Annotated in this window: 16 protein-coding genes; 10 read left to right on the forward strand and 6 right to left on the reverse strand. The window is 55.4% G+C overall.

Features of this window, described 5'->3' with window-relative positions; translation table 11 throughout:
* Positions 1 to 54: 54 nt before the first annotated feature.
* From murC to mutT, 9 genes are all read left to right on the forward strand, one after another.
* Complete coding sequence (gene murC, locus ACVKSX_RS21755) at positions 55 to 1,533, forward strand: UDP-N-acetylmuramate--L-alanine ligase (RefSeq protein ID WP_010253883.1); 1,479 nt, start codon at positions 55 to 57, stop codon at positions 1,531 to 1,533.
* Entirely contained in the window at positions 1,523 to 2,443 is a 921-nt protein-coding gene (locus tag ACVKSX_RS21760; protein WP_010671826.1) for a D-alanine--D-alanine ligase, read from the forward strand. Before murC ends, ACVKSX_RS21760 begins: the two co-directional genes overlap by 11 nt.
* A gap of 1 nt (position 2,444) precedes the next feature.
* Complete coding sequence (gene ftsQ / locus ACVKSX_RS21765) at positions 2,445 to 3,284, forward strand: cell division protein FtsQ (protein WP_010253887.1); 840 nt, start codon at positions 2,445 to 2,447, stop codon at positions 3,282 to 3,284.
* Positions 3,281 to 4,537: a cell division protein FtsA gene (gene ftsA / locus ACVKSX_RS21770; RefSeq protein WP_010253890.1), complete on the forward strand. Its 1,257-nt coding sequence runs from the start codon at positions 3,281 to 3,283 to the stop codon at positions 4,535 to 4,537. The genes ftsQ and ftsA overlap by 4 nt, the downstream gene beginning before the upstream one ends.
* 71 nt (positions 4,538 to 4,608) lie before the next feature.
* Complete coding sequence (gene ftsZ, locus ACVKSX_RS21775) at positions 4,609 to 5,763, forward strand: cell division protein FtsZ (protein WP_010253892.1); 1,155 nt, start codon at positions 4,609 to 4,611, stop codon at positions 5,761 to 5,763.
* 101 nt (positions 5,764 to 5,864) lie between these two features.
* Positions 5,865 to 6,782, forward strand: a complete 918-nt coding sequence (gene lpxC / locus ACVKSX_RS21780; RefSeq protein ID WP_010253894.1) for a UDP-3-O-acyl-N-acetylglucosamine deacetylase — start codon at positions 5,865 to 5,867, stop codon at positions 6,780 to 6,782.
* Between the two features lie 299 nt (positions 6,783 to 7,081).
* Positions 7,082 to 7,588, forward strand: coding sequence for a secA translation cis-regulator SecM (gene secM, locus ACVKSX_RS21785; RefSeq protein ID WP_323054595.1), 507 nt, complete (start codon positions 7,082 to 7,084; stop codon positions 7,586 to 7,588).
* Between the two features lie 73 nt (positions 7,589 to 7,661).
* Positions 7,662 to 10,370 carry a preprotein translocase subunit SecA gene (gene secA, locus ACVKSX_RS21790; RefSeq protein WP_010671827.1) on the forward strand — a complete coding sequence of 903 codons (2,709 nt, stop codon included), beginning with the start codon at positions 7,662 to 7,664 and terminating at the stop codon, positions 10,368 to 10,370.
* A gap of 154 nt (positions 10,371 to 10,524) precedes the next feature.
* Complete coding sequence (gene mutT / locus ACVKSX_RS21795) at positions 10,525 to 10,920, forward strand: 8-oxo-dGTP diphosphatase MutT (RefSeq protein ID WP_010671828.1); 396 nt, start codon at positions 10,525 to 10,527, stop codon at positions 10,918 to 10,920.
* A 35-nt stretch (positions 10,921 to 10,955) separates the two neighbouring features.
* Here the strand turns inward: mutT and yacG are convergent, their stop codons facing one another.
* The 3 genes from yacG to coaE are packed head-to-tail and all read right to left on the reverse strand — an operon-like array spanning position 10,956 to position 12,518.
* Positions 10,956 to 11,153: a DNA gyrase inhibitor YacG gene (gene yacG / locus ACVKSX_RS21800; RefSeq protein WP_010253903.1), complete on the reverse strand. Its 198-nt coding sequence runs from the start codon at positions 11,151 to 11,153 to the stop codon at positions 10,956 to 10,958.
* Between the two features lie 8 nt (positions 11,154 to 11,161).
* Entirely contained in the window at positions 11,162 to 11,905 is a 744-nt protein-coding gene (gene zapD / locus ACVKSX_RS21805) for a cell division protein ZapD (RefSeq protein WP_010671830.1), read from the reverse strand.
* Between the two features lie 4 nt (positions 11,906 to 11,909).
* On the reverse strand, positions 11,910 to 12,518 hold the full coding sequence (gene coaE, locus ACVKSX_RS21810) for a dephospho-CoA kinase (RefSeq protein ID WP_010253911.1): 609 nt from the start codon (positions 12,516 to 12,518) through the stop codon (positions 11,910 to 11,912).
* 234 nt (positions 12,519 to 12,752) lie between these two features.
* Here coaE and ACVKSX_RS21815 point away from each other — a divergent pair, with 234 nt between their 5' ends.
* Positions 12,753 to 13,793, forward strand: a complete 1,041-nt coding sequence (locus ACVKSX_RS21815) for a GMP reductase (RefSeq protein WP_010671832.1) — start codon at positions 12,753 to 12,755, stop codon at positions 13,791 to 13,793.
* 25 nt (positions 13,794 to 13,818) lie between these two features.
* On the opposite strand, the gene hofC is transcribed toward ACVKSX_RS21815, so the two are convergent.
* The 3 genes from hofC to ppdD are packed head-to-tail and all read right to left on the reverse strand — an operon-like array spanning position 13,819 to position 16,838.
* Positions 13,819 to 15,018: a protein transport protein HofC gene (hofC, locus tag ACVKSX_RS21820; RefSeq protein WP_346554802.1), complete on the reverse strand. Its 1,200-nt coding sequence runs from the start codon at positions 15,016 to 15,018 to the stop codon at positions 13,819 to 13,821.
* Positions 15,011 to 16,396, reverse strand: coding sequence for a type II secretion system protein GspE (gene gspE, locus ACVKSX_RS21825; protein ID WP_346554801.1), 1,386 nt, complete (start codon positions 16,394 to 16,396; stop codon positions 15,011 to 15,013). Before gspE ends, hofC begins: the two co-directional genes overlap by 8 nt.
* A complete protein-coding gene (ppdD, locus tag ACVKSX_RS21830) occupies positions 16,383 to 16,838 on the reverse strand; it encodes a prepilin peptidase-dependent pilin (protein ID WP_033787372.1) in 456 nt (151 codons plus the stop codon). The genes gspE and ppdD overlap by 14 nt, the downstream gene beginning before the upstream one ends.
* Between the last annotated feature and the right edge of the window lie 66 nt (positions 16,839 to 16,904).

The raw sequence follows: 16,904 nt of genomic DNA on the forward strand, positions 1-16,904 counted from the left end.
GTCTGACCTGTACCCGGACTGGGTACAAACTGAAATAGCAGGTAACTGAGAGCGATGAATACACAACAATTGGCAAAACTGCGTTCTATCGTGCCCGAGATGCGTCGCGTCCGGCACATCCACTTTGTCGGCATCGGCGGTGCTGGCATGGGCGGTATTGCCGAAGTGTTAGCAAATGAAGGCTACCATATCAGCGGTTCAGATCTGGCCCCTAACCCGGTGACGCAGAACCTGATTGCGCTGGGTGCCACCATTTATTTTAACCATCGCCCCGAAAACGTGACCGATGCCAGCGTCGTGGTGGTTTCCAGCGCCGTTTCGCAGGATAACCCCGAACTGGTGGCGGCACGTGAACAGCGTATCCCGGTGATCCGTCGCGCGGAGATGCTGGCTGAGCTGATGCGTTTTCGTCACGGCATCGCCGTTGCGGGTACCCATGGCAAAACGACCACCACGGCGATGGTGTCGAGTATTTATGCGGAAGCGGGTCTCGATCCGACTTTTGTTAACGGTGGACTGGTCAAAGCAGCAGGCACCCATGCCCGTCTGGGTCACAGCCGGTATCTGATTGCTGAAGCGGATGAGAGTGATGCGTCGTTCCTGCATCTGCAGCCGATGGTGGCGATTGTGACCAACATCGAAGCTGATCATATGGACACTTATCAGGGCGATTTTGAGAACCTGAAGCAGACGTTTATTAACTTCCTGCACAACCTGCCGTTTTACGGTCGTGCGGTGATGTGTGTGGATGATGCGGTTATTCGTGATCTGATCCCTCGCGTGGGACGCCATATCACCACGTACGGTTTCAGTGATGATGCTGACCTGCGCATTGAAAATTATGAACAGAGTGGCGCGCAGGGGCATTTCACCTTGATCCGTCAGGATAAAGCACCGCTGCAGATTACGCTGAACGCGCCGGGACGCCACAACGCCCTGAATGCGGCAGCCGCCGTCGCCGTCGCCAGTGAAGAGGGCATTGAAGACAATGCTATCCTGGCTGCGCTGGAGAGTTTCCAGGGCACGGGCCGTCGCTTTGATCTGCTGGGTGAATTCCCGACAGAGCCGGTCAACGGACAGCCGGGCACCGCGATGCTGGTTGATGATTACGGTCATCATCCCACCGAAGTGGACGCGACAATTAAAGCCGCGCGTGCAGGCTGGCCGGATAAAAAACTGGTGATGGTGTTTCAGCCGCACCGTTACAGCCGAACCCGCGATCTGTTTGATGATTTCGCCAACGTACTGTCGCATGTGGATGTGTTGCTGATGCTGGATGTTTACTCTGCCGGTGAAACCGCTATTCCGGGTGCTGACAGCCGGTCGCTGTGCCGTGCGATTCGTAATCGCGGCAAGGTGGATCCGATTCTGGTGCCGGAACATGACGCGCTGCCAGAGATGCTGGCACCGCTGCTGTCAGGCAATGACCTGATTCTGGTGCAGGGAGCCGGTAACGTCGGCAAGGTTGCCCGCAAGCTGGCTGACACTAAGCTCCAGCCGGAACGCAAAGCGGAGGATCGTCATGGCGGATAAAGTTGCAGTATTAATGGGTGGCACCTCGGCAGAGCGTGAGGTTTCGCTGAACTCAGGTCAGGCCGTCCTCGCCGGATTACGGGAAATGGGCATTGATGCGCATGGCATCGATACCCGTGATGTCTCTGTGCTGACGCTGAAAGAGCAGGGCTTTACCAAAGCCTTTATCGCGCTGCATGGCCGGGGCGGAGAAGATGGCACGCTGCAGGCGGTGCTGGAGTTCCTGCAACTGCCGTACACCGGCAGCGGCGTGATGGCATCGGCCGTGACTATGGATAAGCTGCGCACCAAGCTGCTGTGGCAGGGACGCGGTTTACCGTCAGGAAAGTTTGTCTGGCTGACGCGTCAGCAGTTTGATGCCGGTCTGGACGCAGAAAACAACGCGGCAATTGCGGCGCTTGGCCTGCCACTATTTGTGAAGCCAGCCTGTGAAGGCTCCAGCGTAGGCATCAGTCGGGTTAACGATCTGAGCGCGCTGCCGGCGGCACTGGACATGGCGTTTAAGCACGACAATGACGTGCTGGTCGAAGCGTTTCTCAGCGGCGCGGAGTACACCGTCGCGATTGTGGGCGATCGTATTCTGCCCTCGATTGAAATAAAGAGCGCCAGCGAGTTCTATGACTATGAAGCTAAATACATTTCTGACGATACTCAGTACGTCTGTCCGGCCGATATAAGCGCTGAACGTGAAGCGGAATTACAGCAGCTGGTACTGGCGGCCTGGCGTGCGCTGGGATGTCGCGGCTGGGGACGGGTTGATGTGATGACCGACGGGGAAGGGCGCTTTCAGTTACTGGAAGCCAATACCTCACCGGGCATGACCAGCCACAGTCTGGTGCCAATGGCAGCGAAACAGGCGGGCATGAGCTTCCCGCAGCTGGTTGCCCATATTCTGGAGCTGGCCGACTGATATGTCACAGGCGGCGATGAGAGTTCGAAACCGTGAACCGCAGGAGCGTATTCGCACCGGGCGCAGTAACGGTGCCCGACTGTTCGGCATTATTTTTCTGCTGATCGTCATCGGGATTATGGTTGCTGGCGGGCTGGTGGTACTGAAGTGGATGAACGATGCGTCCCGGCTGCCATTGTCAAAACTGGTGGTGACAGGACAGACGCACTACACCACACACGATGATATTCGTCAGGCGATTTTGTCGCTGGGTCCGCCTGGTACGTTTATGTCTCAGGACGTGGACATCCTGCAGCAGCAGATTGAGCGGCTGCCCTGGATTAAGCAGGTCAGCGTACGTAAGCAGTGGCCGGACGAACTGAAGATCCACCTTGTGGAGTACACACCGGTGGCGCGCTGGAACGATTTGCACATGGTGGATGCTGAGGGTGTCTCCTTCAGCGTACCCGCCAGTCATGTCGGCAAAGAGACAATGCCGATGTTGTACGGGCCGGAAGGGAGTGAGAAAGAGGTCCTGGCGGGCTATCACAGCATGGATGATGTGCTGAAAGCCCGGAAGTTTACTCTGAAGGTGGCGTCGATGACGGCGCGGCGTTCATGGCAGCTGGTCACCAGCGACGATGTTCGTATCGAACTGGGCCGCAGCGACACCATGAAACGACTGAATCGCTTTATTGAGCTCTACCCGGTGCTGCAACAGCAAGGTCAGAACGAGAGCAAACGTATCAGCTACGTGGATTTACGATACGACTCTGGCGCTTCTGTTGGCTGGACACCGATCGTGATGGAGCCACAGGACAGTAATCAGCAACAGAACCAGGCACAGGCTAAACAACAATGATCAAGGCAACGGACAGAAAACTGGTAGTTGGACTCGAAATCGGCACTGCGAAGGTTGCCGCCCTGGTTGGGGAAGTTCTGCCCGATGGTATGGTCAACATTATTGGGGTGGGCAGCTGCCCTTCCCGCGGTATGGATAAAGGTGGCGTAAACGATCTTGAGTCGGTGGTGAAATGCGTTCAGCGCGCCATCGATCAGGCTGAGCTGATGGCAGATTGCCAGATCTCCTCCGTCTACCTTGCTTTATCGGGCAAACATATTAGTTGTCAGAACGAAATCGGGATGGTTCCGATTTCCGAAGAGGAAGTGACTCAGGATGATGTAGAGAACGTCGTACATACCGCCAAATCGGTGAGAGTACGTGACGAGCATCGCATCCTGCACGTCATTCCTCAGGAATACGCCATCGACTATCAGGAAGGGATTAAAAATCCGGTCGGGCTTTCCGGCGTGCGTATGCAGGCGAAAGTGCATCTGATCACCTGCCACAACGATATGGCGAAGAACATCGTTAAAGCCGTTGAACGTTGCGGGCTGAAAGTGGATCAGCTGATTTTTGCCGGTCTCGCCTCCAGTTTTGCCGTTCTGACTGAAGACGAACGTGAGCTGGGCGTGTGTGTTGTCGATATTGGTGGCGGTACAATGGACATAGCCGTATATACCGGCGGCGCTTTACGGCACACTAAGGTTATTCCGTATGCAGGCAACGTCGTTACCAGCGACATCGCCTATGCGTTTGGCACACCACCAACGGATGCTGAGGCGATCAAAGTGCGCCATGGTTGCGCGCTGGGCTCGATTGTCGGCAAAGATGAGAACGTTGAGGTGCCGAGTGTGGGCGGACGTCCACCACGTAGCCTGCAACGTCAGACGCTGGCTGAAGTGATTGAGCCGCGTTACACCGAACTTTTGAATCTGGTCAATGACGAGATTCTGCAGTTACAGGAACAACTGCGTCAGCAGGGCGTGAAGCATCACTTAGCCGCAGGCATTGTCCTGACCGGTGGTGCAGCGCAAATCGAAGGACTGGCGGCCTGTGCGCAACGCGTATTCCATACGCAGGTGCGTATCGGACAGCCGCTGAATATTACCGGCCTGACTGACTATGCGCAGGAATCGTACTACTCCACTGCCGTGGGACTGTTGCATTACGGCAAAGAGTCGCACATGAACGGTGATGCAGAGACCGAAAAACGGGTCTCAGTAGGTAACTGGTTCAAGCGTATTAACAGTTGGTTAAAAAAAGAGTTTTAATTTTTGTGAAAGGGGATCATGCTGTTTTCTTTAGTGATCTCCAGGCGACAGGCACATAACGGAGAGAAATCATGTTTGAACCTATGGAATTAACCAACGACGCGGTGATTAAAGTCATCGGCGTCGGTGGCGGCGGCGGTAACGCCGTAGAGCACATGGTACGCGAGCGTATCGAAGGTGTGGAATTCTTTGCTGTGAATACCGACGCGCAAGCGCTGCGTAAAACAGCTGTCGGCCAGACCATTCAGATCGGTAATAACATTACCAAAGGTCTGGGTGCGGGTGCGAACCCGGAAGTGGGCCGTAACTCTGCAGAAGAAGATCGCGAAGCACTGCGTTCTGCGCTGGAAGGGGCAGACATGGTCTTCATCGCAGCAGGTATGGGCGGCGGTACCGGTACCGGTGCAGCGCCTGTCGTGGCTGAAGTGGCTAAGGAGCTGGGTATCCTGACGGTGGCGGTTGTCACCAAGCCGTTCAACTTCGAAGGCAAAAAGCGCATGGCGTTTGCCGAGCAGGGGATCGCCGAACTCTCTAAGCATGTCGATTCACTGATCACCATTCCAAACGACAAGCTGCTGAAAGTGCTGGGCCGTGGTATCTCTCTGCTGGATGCGTTTGGTGCAGCTAATGACGTGCTGAAAGGCGCCGTTCAGGGTATCGCTGAGCTGATCACCCGTCCTGGCCTGATGAACGTCGACTTTGCTGACGTGCGTACCGTCATGTCCGAAATGGGCTATGCGATGATGGGTTCAGGCGTCGCATGCGGTGAAGATCGTGCGGAAGAAGCGGCTGAAATGGCGATCTCCAGCCCACTGCTGGAAGATATCGACCTTTCTGGTGCGCGTGGCGTGCTGGTCAACATTACGGCGGGCTTCGACCTGCGTCTGGATGAGTTCGAGACCGTGGGTAACACTATCCGCGCCTTCGCCTCTGACAACGCGACCGTCGTGATCGGTACCTCACTGGATCCGGAAATGAATGACGAACTGCGCGTCACCGTGGTGGCAACCGGTATCGGCATGGACAAGCGTCCTGAAATCACCCTGGTAACCAACAAACCAGCCAGTCAGCCAGTGATGGATCATCGCTATCAGCAGCACGGTATGTCACCGCTGCCGCAGGAGCAGAAACCTGCTGCCAAAGTCGTTAACGACCAGGCTGCGCAGTCGAACAAAGAGCCCGATTATCTTGATATTCCGGCCTTTTTACGTAAGCAGGCCGATTAGGATTAACCCTATAATTGGGATTCTCCGCTCTTTGTGCTAAAGTCTCTGTCCGCTGGTAAAGTATACTGGCGGTCGGACAGGTGATATTGCGAGATAATACGATGATCAAACAAAGGACATTAAAACGTATTGTTCAGGCGACTGGTGTCGGTTTACATACCGGCAAAAAAGTCACTCTGACATTACGCCCTGCGTCGGCTAATACCGGGGTCATCTATCGTCGCACCGACTTGAATCCACCGGTAGATTTTCCGGCTGATGCAAAATACGTGCGCGACACCATGCTGAGTACCTGCCTGGTGAATGATGAAGGCGTACGTATTTCAACGGTTGAACACCTCAATGCCGCCCTGGCGGGTCTGGGTATCGACAACATTATTGTTGAAGTCGATGCGCCAGAAATCCCGATCATGGATGGCAGCGCAGCACCGTTTATCTATCTGCTGATGGACGCGGGCATCGAGCAGCTCAACAGCGCGAAGAAATTTGTGCGTGTTAAGCAGACCGTGCGTGTGGAAGAGGGTGACAAATGGGCTGAGATCAAACCGTTTAACGGCTTCTCGCTCGATTTCACCATCGACTTCAAACACCCGGCTATCGATTCCAGCTCACAGCGTTATGCGATGAACTTCTCTGCTGACGCCTTTGTTCGTCAAATCAGCCGGGCGCGTACATTTGGCTTTATGCGTGAAATCGAATATCTGCAGTCTAAAGGCCTGTGCCTGGGCGGTAGCTTAGATTGTGCGATAGGTCTGGATGATTTCCGCGTACTGAATGAAGAAGGCCTGCGTTTTGAGGACGAGTTTGTCCGTCACAAAATGCTGGACGCGATTGGCGACTTGTTTATGTGTGGTCACAACATCATTGGCGCATTCACTGCGTTCAAATCGGGCCACGCGCTGAACAACAAGCTGCTGCAAGCGGTTCTGGCTAAGCAGGAAGCCTGGGAATGGGCAACCTTCGAAGACGAAGCTGAACTGCCGCTGGCATTCAAAGCACCGAATCTGGTTCTGGCTTAATACCCCGGAACGTGAAACGGCTGGTTATGCTGACACCCTCTCCGGTCAGCGGCGCCAGCCGTTTTTTATTGCCTCTTATCACACACCTGATGACTGCGACTTCGCTCGCAAAGCGTTGTCTGTTCTGCTGATTTGCTGAACAATCACACGCGTTTTCTCTCGCCATCACTTTAATCCCAGGTGTGGATGCCCCACATTAATGATACTATCTGTGGCGCTTTTACAGGCCGAAATCCGTTGCGGCTCGCGGCGGGTACCAGAAAACAAGAGCGCAACAGAGCATGCGCGATGGAAAGGTTGTGATCGGGATTCTTCTGCGCTGGCGACAATTAGGTAGACGCTACTTCTGGCCTCATCTCCTGTTAGGGATGGTAGCGGCCAGCTTTGGCCTGCCAGCCTGTGCGCAAAGCTCCGAACTCAACGCGTCGTCTGAATCTCCGGCCAGCAGTCTCTTTCTTGGCAATGCCACACGCTTTGATCACCTGATCCGGCTGCAGGAAGCATCCCGACGCCCGAGCTTCAGCGTGGATTACTGGCATCAGCACGCCATCCGCACCGTTATTCGTCATCTCTCTTTCACGCTGGCGCCCCAGGCGCAGGCGGAGCAACAGACATTACCGCTGGCGGCACAAAAGCTGGCGCTGATAGACTCACTGCATAGTTTACTGACATCACATTCTGCGCTGCACACTGCACCGCAGCAGATCTCTACGCCGCCTCTTTTCACGGCCGTTACCCGTTCATGGGTAGAATGGCATGCCAGCGTGCATGGTATTCGCGCCGGACCCGCCCGATTGTTCTGCTAATATTTTTGGTTTATTCACTCTGTTAAGATTTCGCAGTCCGGAATGCTCCGGCTGAATTGAGAATATATTTACTATGTTAAGCAAAATATTAACCAAGGTTTTTGGTAGCAGTAACGATCGTACCCTGCGTCGTATGCGTAAAGTGGTGGACGTCATCAATAAGATGGAGCCCGATTTTGAGAAGCTCTCTGATGATGAACTGAAAGCTAAAACTGATCTGTTCCGCGAACGCCTGAAAAAAGGTGAATCGCTGGAAAGCCTGATCCCGGAAGCGTTCGCAACCGTGCGTGAAGCCAGTAAACGCGTGTTCGGGATGCGTCACTTCGACGTGCAGCTGATTGGCGGCATGGTGCTGAACGATCGCTGCATTGCTGAGATGCGAACCGGTGAAGGTAAAACGCTGACCGCAACGCTGCCAGCCTACCTGAATGCGCTGTCCGGCAAAGGCGTTCACGTGGTTACCGTCAACGACTATCTGGCACAGCGTGATGCGGAAAACAACCGTCCGCTGTTTGAGTTCCTGGGTTTAACCATTGGTATCAACATGTCGGGCCTGCCGGCGGTGGCAAAGCGTGAAGCTTACGCAGCAGACATCACCTACGGCACCAACAACGAATATGGCTTCGACTACCTGCGCGACAACATGGCTTTCAGCCCGGAAGAGCGTGTACAGCGTAAACTGCACTATGCGCTGGTGGATGAGGTCGACTCCATCCTGATCGATGAAGCGCGTACGCCGCTGATCATCTCTGGTCCGGCGGAAGACAGTTCTGAGCTTTACACCAAAGTGAACAAGATCATCCCTCATCTGGTTCGCCAGGATAAAGAAGATACCGAAACCCATCAGGGTGAAGGCGACTTCTGGGTCGATGAAAAAGCGCGTCAGGCTCACATGTCTGAGCGCGGTCTGGTCAAAGTGGAAGAGTTGCTGGTCAGCGAGGGCATCATGGAAGCGGGCGAGTCACTCTACTCTCCGACCAACATCATGCTGATGCACCACGTCACTGCGGCGCTGCGTGCGCACGCACTCTTTACCCGCGATGTTGATTACATCGTGAAAGATGGCGAAGTGGTGATTGTTGATGAACACACCGGCCGTACCATGCAGGGCCGTCGCTGGTCTGATGGTCTGCATCAGGCGATTGAAGCGAAAGAAGGCGTTGAGATCCAGAACGAGAACCAGACGCTGGCCTCTATCACCTTCCAGAACTACTTCCGTATTTACGAGAAGCTGGCCGGTATGACAGGTACCGCAGATACCGAAGCATTTGAATTCAGCTCCATTTATAAGCTCGACACCATTGTCGTGCCGACCAACCGTCCGATGGTGCGTAAAGATCTGGCTGACCTGGTCTACATGACCGAGAAAGAGAAGATCGATGCCATTATCGAAGATATCCGTGAGCGCACCGCCAATGGTCAGCCGGTGCTGGTGGGAACCATCTCGATTGAAAAATCAGAAGTGGTCTCTAACGAACTGACCCGTGCCGGTATCAAACATAACGTTCTGAACGCCAAATTCCACGCCCGCGAAGCGGATATCGTGGCGCAGGCTGGTCAGCCGGGTGCGGTCACTATCGCCACTAACATGGCCGGACGTGGTACAGATATTATGCTGGGCGGCAGCTGGCACGCTGAAGTGGCCGAACTGGAAGAGCCAACTGAAGCGCAAATCGAAGAGATTAAAGCGGCATGGCAGATTCGTCATGATGCGGTACTGGCGTCAGGTGGCTTGCACATCGTCGGTACTGAGCGTCACGAATCGCGTCGTATCGACAACCAGCTGCGTGGTCGTGCAGGTCGTCAGGGTGACGCCGGTTCTTCTCGCTTCTACCTGTCGATGGAAGATGCGCTGATGCGTATTTTTGCCTCAGACCGCGTCTCGAATATGATGCGTAAACTGGGCATGAAGCCAGGCGAAGCGATTGAGCATCCGTGGGTCACCAAAGCGATTGCCAATGCCCAGCGCAAAGTTGAAAGCCGTAACTTCGATATTCGTAAGCAGCTGCTGGAATATGATGATGTGGCTAATGACCAGCGTCGCGCCATCTACAGTCAGCGTAACGAGCTGCTGGATGTGTCTGACGTTAGCGAAACCATCAACAGCATTCGCCACGACGTCTACAAAGTCACCATCGATACTTACATTCCGCCGCAGTCGCTGGAGGAGATGTGGGACGTGCCAGGCCTGGAAGAGCGTCTGCGCACTGACTTCGATCTGAACCTGCCGATTGCAGAGTGGCTGGATAAAGAGCCTGACCTGCATGAAGAAGTGCTGCGTGAGCGCATCATGACCCATGCTATGGAAAGCTACGCTGAGAAAGAAGAGATCGTTGGCGCAGAGATGATGCGCAACTTCGAAAAAGGCGTGATGCTTCAGACGCTGGATTCGCTGTGGAAAGAGCATCTGGCCGCGATGGACTATCTGCGTCAGGGCATCCATCTGCGCGGCTATGCGCAGAAAGATCCGAAGCAGGAGTACAAGCGTGAATCCTTCGCCATGTTTGCCGCGATGCTTGAATCACTGAAATATGAAGTGATCAGTACACTGAGCAAAGTCCAGGTGCGCATGCCAGAAGAAGTTGAAGCGATGGAGCAACAACGTCGCGAAGAAGCTGAACGTCTGGCACAGCAACAGCAGCTGAGCCATGTTGAAGAGGATCTGCTGGCAGCCGCAGAGCCTGTGGCGGAGCAGAGTGGTGAACGCAAAGTCGGCCGCAACGATCCCTGCCCATGTGGTTCCGGTAAAAAGTACAAGCAGTGTCATGGCCGTATCGCCTGAGACTGAATGCTAATAAAAAAGGAGCCGCTGGCTCCTTTTTTTATGTTCTCTGCCACCCAGGCAACAGCGATTCCGCTGAGCTAAAGCGGTTAACATCCGCTACGGCATGCTCTAAAATCAGGCTTCATTCACCCATTACTACCGGATAGTCTCCATGAAGCACCTGCAGGTTGCAGTTGGCATCATTCGCAATGCCAGTAAACAAATTTTCCTTGCCCAGCGCGCGGCGACCTCTTACATGGCGAACAAGTGGGAGTTTCCTGGCGGTAAGATTGAAGCGGGCGAAAGCGCCGAACAGGGATTGATAAGGGAACTTCATGAAGAGACCGGGATTGAGGTCACCGAGGCACGCCCGATTGGTCATGCAGACCACAGCTATGACGATCTGCGGGTGACGCTGCATTTCTTTCTGGTTGAAGGGTGGAAAGGAGAGCCGTGGGGCAAAGAGGGTCAGCCGCAGCGTTGGGTTGATCAGCATGCGTTGGTCGCGGAGGAGTTTCCGCCCGCGAATCATCAGCTGATTGCGCGTCTGATCGCCGGCGAACTCTGAGCGGATGGGGCAGCGCGCCCCATCCGGTTCGGCTGTCAGCGATCTTCTTCACTCCAGTTGTCACTGTCGTTCATATCGTCGCGGCTGGGAATGCGTTTCTCTTCTGCGGCCCACTCACCTAAATCAATGAGCTGGCAGCGCTTACTGCAAAAGGGGCGCCACGGGCTGAGTTCATCCCAGATCACATCTTTGCCGCACTGCGGACAGGCAACGGTCATCACTTCTTGCTGCATTTTTACCTCTAACAACAGGCCAGTTGAAAATTAAGGCGGGCCGGAACTTCACCACGCTCACTATCAAGCGGCATAAAACGAATGGCGTAGCGGCTTTTATGTCCGGACACCTGTGGATAGAGCGCATCCTCCAGCGACAACTGCAGTCGCAACAGATCGGCGCCTTCGGCATTATCCTGATAAAAACCATTAAGGCTGGTCTGCACATGAAACGCACCGGACTGGCGGATCAAATCCAGTATCATCGCCAGCGCATGATGCAGTGGCTCCAGCGTCTGCATCCAGGCTTCGACCTGCGCATCGCGTGCTTCCTGTGGCAGATGGAGCCAGATGTGAAGGCCCGGCAAATCAAAGCTGCAGCATCCACCAGGGATGCTCAGGCGCTGCCGCACCAGGGCAATCAGACGGTCCTCGCGGAGTTGCTGGCCCATACGTGGGGCATTCATTAACTGCGTCGACTGAATTTTGAGTTTATCGCGCAGGGCATTAACCAGCGTCATATCAACACCTGGCACATCAGCCCATGCACGTAACTTTTGCTGCTGACGCTCCAGCTCTTTTAACAATTCAGTACGCATATCGCCACGCTCAAAAATGTCGAGCAGCTCGCTAATCAGGCGAAAAAAGGTCAGCGCATTAACGGTTTTATCCAGTGGGACAATTTCATCTAACTGATTGATTAAAAACTCAACCCGTAACCAGGTTCGCATTTTTTCATTCAGTGGGTGTTCAAACAGAACGGGTGTGCTCATGGTATTAATCCTGTTTCGTTGCCGCCAGCCTGAGATAGCGCTGATGGAGTTCGGCAACCTGCGGCAAGGCGTCGTCGGGCTCGCCACTGTTATCAATAATGTCATCGGCACAGGCGAGGCGCTGCTGGCGCGTCGCCTGTGCGGCAAGAATGCGTTTCGCCTGCGCGACGGAAAGATGATCACGCTGCCGGGTGCGCGCTAACTGCGTTGCCTCATCAACATCCACCACCAGTACCCGATCAGCCTGGTGCTGTAACTGATTTTCCACCAGTAGCGGCACCACCCAGAGCACATAAGGTGTGGTGGCTTCGGCGATCAATTGACGCGTCCGGGCATTAATCAGTGGATGCAGCAGCGCGTTTAACCAGCTTTTTTCTTCCGGCTGCTGAAAAATAATGTCGCGAAGCCGGCTACGATCAAGCTTCCCCTCATCAGTCACTATCGACGTGCCATAGCGCGCCTGAATGGCCTGTAAAGCGGGTGTGCCGGGTTCGACAACTTCACGTGCTATCAGGTCAGCATCAATAATTTCCACGCCAGACGCTGCGAATGCCTGGGCAATCGTACTTTTACCACTGCCGATCCCCCCTGTAAGCGCGACGATATAGGGCATGTTTCTCACCTGACTTCTCTTTTCGACAGGGCTTCAGGGTAATGATCTGAATAAAAAACGCAAAAATGCGCGTCAGATCACACCGATAAACCACAATTAAATTTAACGGATTGTAGCGTAAATAAAGTGAAATTCGCAGTCTTGTCGCGCAGCGAGAGGCGCGTATCATAACGTCACTGGAGCTGTGCTTACTTCGTGAACGACGATTCATTGCCACTTACCAGGACACTGTTTATGCGTATTGAAGAAGATTTAAAACTGGGCTTTAAAGATGTCTTAATCCGCCCCAAACGCTCCACGCTGCAAAGTCGCTCACAGGTTGAGCTGGAACGCAGCTTTACCTTCAGACATTCGGGCCTGAGCTGGAGCGGCGTACCGATTATCGCCGCCAACATGGATACCGTCGGCACATTTTCAATGGCTGAGGCGCTGGCCAGCTTCAATATCCTTACAGCAGTCCATAAGCATTACAGCGTAGATGAGTGGCGCGCGTTTATTCAGCGCGTCCCCGCGACGGTATTGAAACATGTGATGGTTTCAACCGGCACCTCGGAGGCCGATCTCAATAAACTGGTTGCGATTATGGCGCTGTCAGACGATCTGCAGTTTATCTGTATCGACGTGGCCAACGGTTACTCTCAGCATTTTGTTGATTTTCTGCAGCGCGCCCGTGAAACCTTCCCGGCTAAAACCATCTGTGCCGGTAACGTGGTAACGGGCGAAATGGTGGAAGAGCTGATTCTCTCTGGCGCGGATATCGTTAAGGTCGGCATTGGCCCGGGTTCGGTCTGTACAACCCGGGTGAAAACCGGCGTGGGCTATCCGCAGCTTTCCGCTGTCATTGAATGTGCCGATGCGGCGCATGGCTTAAGCGGACAGATTGTCAGTGATGGCGGCTGTTCAGTGCCTGGCGATATTGCGAAAGCGTTTGGCGGCGGTGCCGACTTCGTGATGCTGGGTGGCATGCTGGCGGCACATGATGAGTGTGAAGGGCAGGTGGTCGAAGAGAATGGCGAAAGCTTTATGCTGTTTTACGGCATGAGTTCCGAATCGGCGATGAAGCGTCACGTTGGCGGTGTCGCGCAATATCGCGCAGCAGAAGGTAAAACGGTGAAGCTGCCATTACGTGGCCCGGTTGCTGACACCGCGCGCGATATCCTGGGTGGACTGCGTTCCGCCTGCACTTATGTGGGGGCGGAGCGGCTGAAAGAGCTGACCAAGCGCACCACCTTTATTCGGGTTAATGAGCAGGAAAACCGCGTTTTCAACCGATAGTTATCCGGGGCGCAGCCTGCGCCCCTTAATGCATCGCATCACCCAGCCCGAACACCGGCAGATACATCGCAATCACCAGCGTGCCGACAACGCCGCCAATCACCACCATCATCATCGGTTCCAGCGAAGCAGCCAGTGTGTCAGCGCGCTCACGGGTTTCTGCCTCATGCCATTCCGCCAGACGAGCCAGCATTAAATCCAGCGCGCCCGCCTCTTCGCCGACGCGAACCAGCTGACCGCATAATGGTGTGAACAGCGGATGATGCATCAGCGCCTGATGCAGAGGATTCCCCTGAGCAATGTGCTGCTGCAGTCCGGCCATTGCTTCCCGCCATAGCAATGATGAGAGCGTCACTTCAACGGCAGCCAGTCCCTGTAGCAAAGTTAACCCGGCGCGCTGTGTCAGATTCAGAATGGTGTAGATCTGCGTCAGCTGCGTGCCACGCCATAACCCGGAAAGCAGCGGGATGCGCAGGAAAATCGCCTGCTCACGGCGCTGCCAGCCCGCAGAGCGTCGTCGTAACTGATGCCACGCCACCAGCATCAGCGATACGCCGATGGCTAACACAGCTCCCCACTCCTGAAGCGCGGCAGATAACTGCATTACCGCTGCCGTAAAGGCGGGCAGGGGGGCATCAAAGGAGTCATAAACGGCAACGAACTCTGGCAGAACGAACAGGAGCATGCCGCAGGTGACCGCAATCGCCACCAGCAGAATGAACAGAGGATAACGCAGCGCCTTCGCCACCTGATGCCATAACTGCTGTTGCCGGATCTGCTGCCGGGCCAGCTCACTGCAACAGGTATCCAACTGACCGGTCAGTTCGCCCACCTCCATCAGGGCCGGATAGAGTGCCGGAAAAATCTGCGGCCATTCACGTAAAGCCTGCGAAAAAGGGGCACCGCTGAGTACCCGATGATGCAGGGCGAGCATCAGAGCACGCCAGCCTGCATGCGGATGGCCCTCAGCCAGCAAAGCCAGACTCTCTGCCAGCGGCAGTCCCGCTTTGAGCAGGGTTGCCAGCTGACGAATCAGATCGGTTTTGTGCTGCCACTTCCACTCCCTCTGACGCCACACTTTTTCTCGCTTCCAGCTCACCGGCAGAAGATCGCGCTGCGCCAGCATCAGCAGCAGGTTATCACTGTCGATAGCCAGTAGCTGGCCACTGACTAACTGGCCCTGGCTATCGACCGCCTGCCAGCGAAATAAAGACGCATCAGCCATCGTCCAGCCCAATCACCCGTTGCATCTCTTCCAGCGAGGTATCGCCCCGGCTTACTGCTTCCAGGCCAGACACCAGCAGAGTGCGTAATCCCTGCTGTTTCGCCAGGCTGAGCAAATTCTCCAGCGGCATTTCGGCGGCGATCGCATTTTGCAGCCTGGCATTGATCGGCAGCAGTTCAAACAGCGCCAGCCGGCCAAAATAGCCGGAAAAACAGTGGTCGCAGCCGGGAGCTCGCCAGGTTTGCAAGGTACCGGGCCAGAGTTCCGCAGGATAGTGCGCCACCGCCTGAGCGGGCTGACGGCAGTGGGGACAGAGGCGTCGAACCAGGCGCTGAGCAACAATCAGTTTCAGCGCCGACCCCAGAAGATAACCGGGAATACCCATCTGTCGTAGCCGAGTCAGGGTCTCGGCGGTGGAGTTGGTGTGCAGCGTCGACAGCACCAGATGCCCGGTCTGTGCCGCTTTAACCGCAATCTCCGCCGTTTCAGCATCGCGGATCTCTCCTACCATGATCACGTCCGGATCCTGTCTCAGCAGCGCCCGCAGCACGCGGTTAAAATCGAGGCCGTTTTTAGCATGGATCTGCGTCTGGTTAATGCCGGGCAGGGGGATCTCAATCGGATCTTCAACGCTGCACAGATTTTTTTCCGGCGTATTCAGGGCACTGAGTCCGCTATAGAGCGTAAACGTCTTGCCGCTGCCGGTAGGCCCGGTGACCAGAATCAGCCCCTGCGGCTGCGCCAGCGCGGCGCAGAACAGGCGCAACTGCGCGGCGGGTAAGCCGAGCTTATCCAGCGACAGCGCCACGCTTTCACTCTGCAACAGCCGGACCACCGCTTTCTCACCACCGTAGATGGGTAAGGTCGCCAGGCGAAAAGAGGCGGGTTTACCGGCGATCTCCAGACTGAACTGACCATCCTGCGGTAACCGGCGTTCGGCGATATCCAGTCCGCCGAGGATCTTCAGTCGCGCCAGCAGCGCAGCAGGCTGGGTGGCGGGCAGGGAAGATAGAGGGTGCAATACACCATCGATACGCAGACGCACACGCAGGCCATCACGGCCGGGTTCGATATGGACATCGGAGGCGCGACGCTCCAGCGCCTGACGCAGGATCAGCTGTGTCGCTTCGATCGCTGATTCTGCTGGTGCCTCTTCGCGCGCCACCAGCGGTGTGTCAGCGTGCTGAAGCTGGTCGAGCCGGGCCTGCGGCCAGCATTCAATCTCAATCTGACACTGGCTGGCAAAATGGAGGGCTTCAGCCAGCCCTGGCGGCACGCTCTCCGCGACGGCAACACGCAGCTGGCTGGCATCATGGTGCAAAACCAGGGCGCGATAGCGCTGACATAATGCCGCGATCGCCTCATCAGGCTTGCTCATCGCTGGCTCCTTTATCCGCAAAGCGGAACTGCTGCAGGCAATTGTCACGCAGGCTATTGTTGCTGCTGGTGCAACTGCGTTGCCAGCTGATGCCGCCCTCGTTGCTGTCCCAGAGAGGCAGCATTTCAACACTCAGGCCATTCAGGCTCTCCTGGCCGGTCAGCGTAATGACCCCGTTGGTCACGCTCAGTCCCGAGACATAGCGCGATCCCCTGGCAGCAGGAATACCCGCTTCTCCGGCCTGGCACTGCGTCGGGCCGCCGCGCTCCATGGCGCAAAGCTCAACAGCAGTTTTATAGGGCACCATGGTTTGCAGCATGTCGGTAAGGGCAGCACGCTGCAGATAATTTTGATAAGCGGGCAGGCCGATGGCACTTAAGATTGCCACAATACCCACCACAATCATCAGTTCAACCAGCGTAAATCCACGTTGATAATTCATCACATCGTCTCCGTATTAAGAAGGCGACAGGTTAAAAATCGGGGGCAGTAAAAGACAGGCAGAGAT

The organism is Pantoea sp. PvP021, assembly GCF_054056055.1.

What these genes read in the sequence shown, in the direction of transcription:
- hofC (WP_346554802.1), bottom strand. Translation starts at nt 15,018, where the DNA reads ATGGCTGATGCGTCTTTATTTCGCTGGCAGGCGGTCGATAGCCAGGGC.
- gspE (WP_346554801.1), bottom strand. Translation starts at nt 16,396, where the DNA reads ATGAGCAAGCCTGATGAGGCGATCGCGGCATTATGTCAGCGCTATCGC.
- ppdD (WP_033787372.1), bottom strand. Translation starts at nt 16,838, where the DNA reads ATGAATTATCAACGTGGATTTACGCTGGTTGAACTGATGATTGTGGTG.
- ftsA (WP_010253890.1), top strand. Translation starts at nt 3,281, where the DNA reads ATGATCAAGGCAACGGACAGAAAACTGGTAGTTGGACTCGAAATCGGC.
- murC (WP_010253883.1), top strand. Translation starts at nt 55, where the DNA reads ATGAATACACAACAATTGGCAAAACTGCGTTCTATCGTGCCCGAGATG.
- ACVKSX_RS21760 (WP_010671826.1), top strand. Translation starts at nt 1,523, where the DNA reads ATGGCGGATAAAGTTGCAGTATTAATGGGTGGCACCTCGGCAGAGCGT.
- ftsZ (WP_010253892.1), top strand. Translation starts at nt 4,609, where the DNA reads ATGTTTGAACCTATGGAATTAACCAACGACGCGGTGATTAAAGTCATC.
- mutT (WP_010671828.1), top strand. Translation starts at nt 10,525, where the DNA reads ATGAAGCACCTGCAGGTTGCAGTTGGCATCATTCGCAATGCCAGTAAA.
- lpxC (WP_010253894.1), top strand. Translation starts at nt 5,865, where the DNA reads ATGATCAAACAAAGGACATTAAAACGTATTGTTCAGGCGACTGGTGTC.
- secA (WP_010671827.1), top strand. Translation starts at nt 7,662, where the DNA reads ATGTTAAGCAAAATATTAACCAAGGTTTTTGGTAGCAGTAACGATCGT.
- yacG (WP_010253903.1), bottom strand. Translation starts at nt 11,153, where the DNA reads ATGCAGCAAGAAGTGATGACCGTTGCCTGTCCGCAGTGCGGCAAAGAT.
- coaE (WP_010253911.1), bottom strand. Translation starts at nt 12,518, where the DNA reads ATGCCCTATATCGTCGCGCTTACAGGGGGGATCGGCAGTGGTAAAAGT.
- ACVKSX_RS21815 (WP_010671832.1), top strand. Translation starts at nt 12,753, where the DNA reads ATGCGTATTGAAGAAGATTTAAAACTGGGCTTTAAAGATGTCTTAATC.
- zapD (WP_010671830.1), bottom strand. Translation starts at nt 11,905, where the DNA reads ATGAGCACACCCGTTCTGTTTGAACACCCACTGAATGAAAAAATGCGA.
- ftsQ (WP_010253887.1), top strand. Translation starts at nt 2,445, where the DNA reads ATGTCACAGGCGGCGATGAGAGTTCGAAACCGTGAACCGCAGGAGCGT.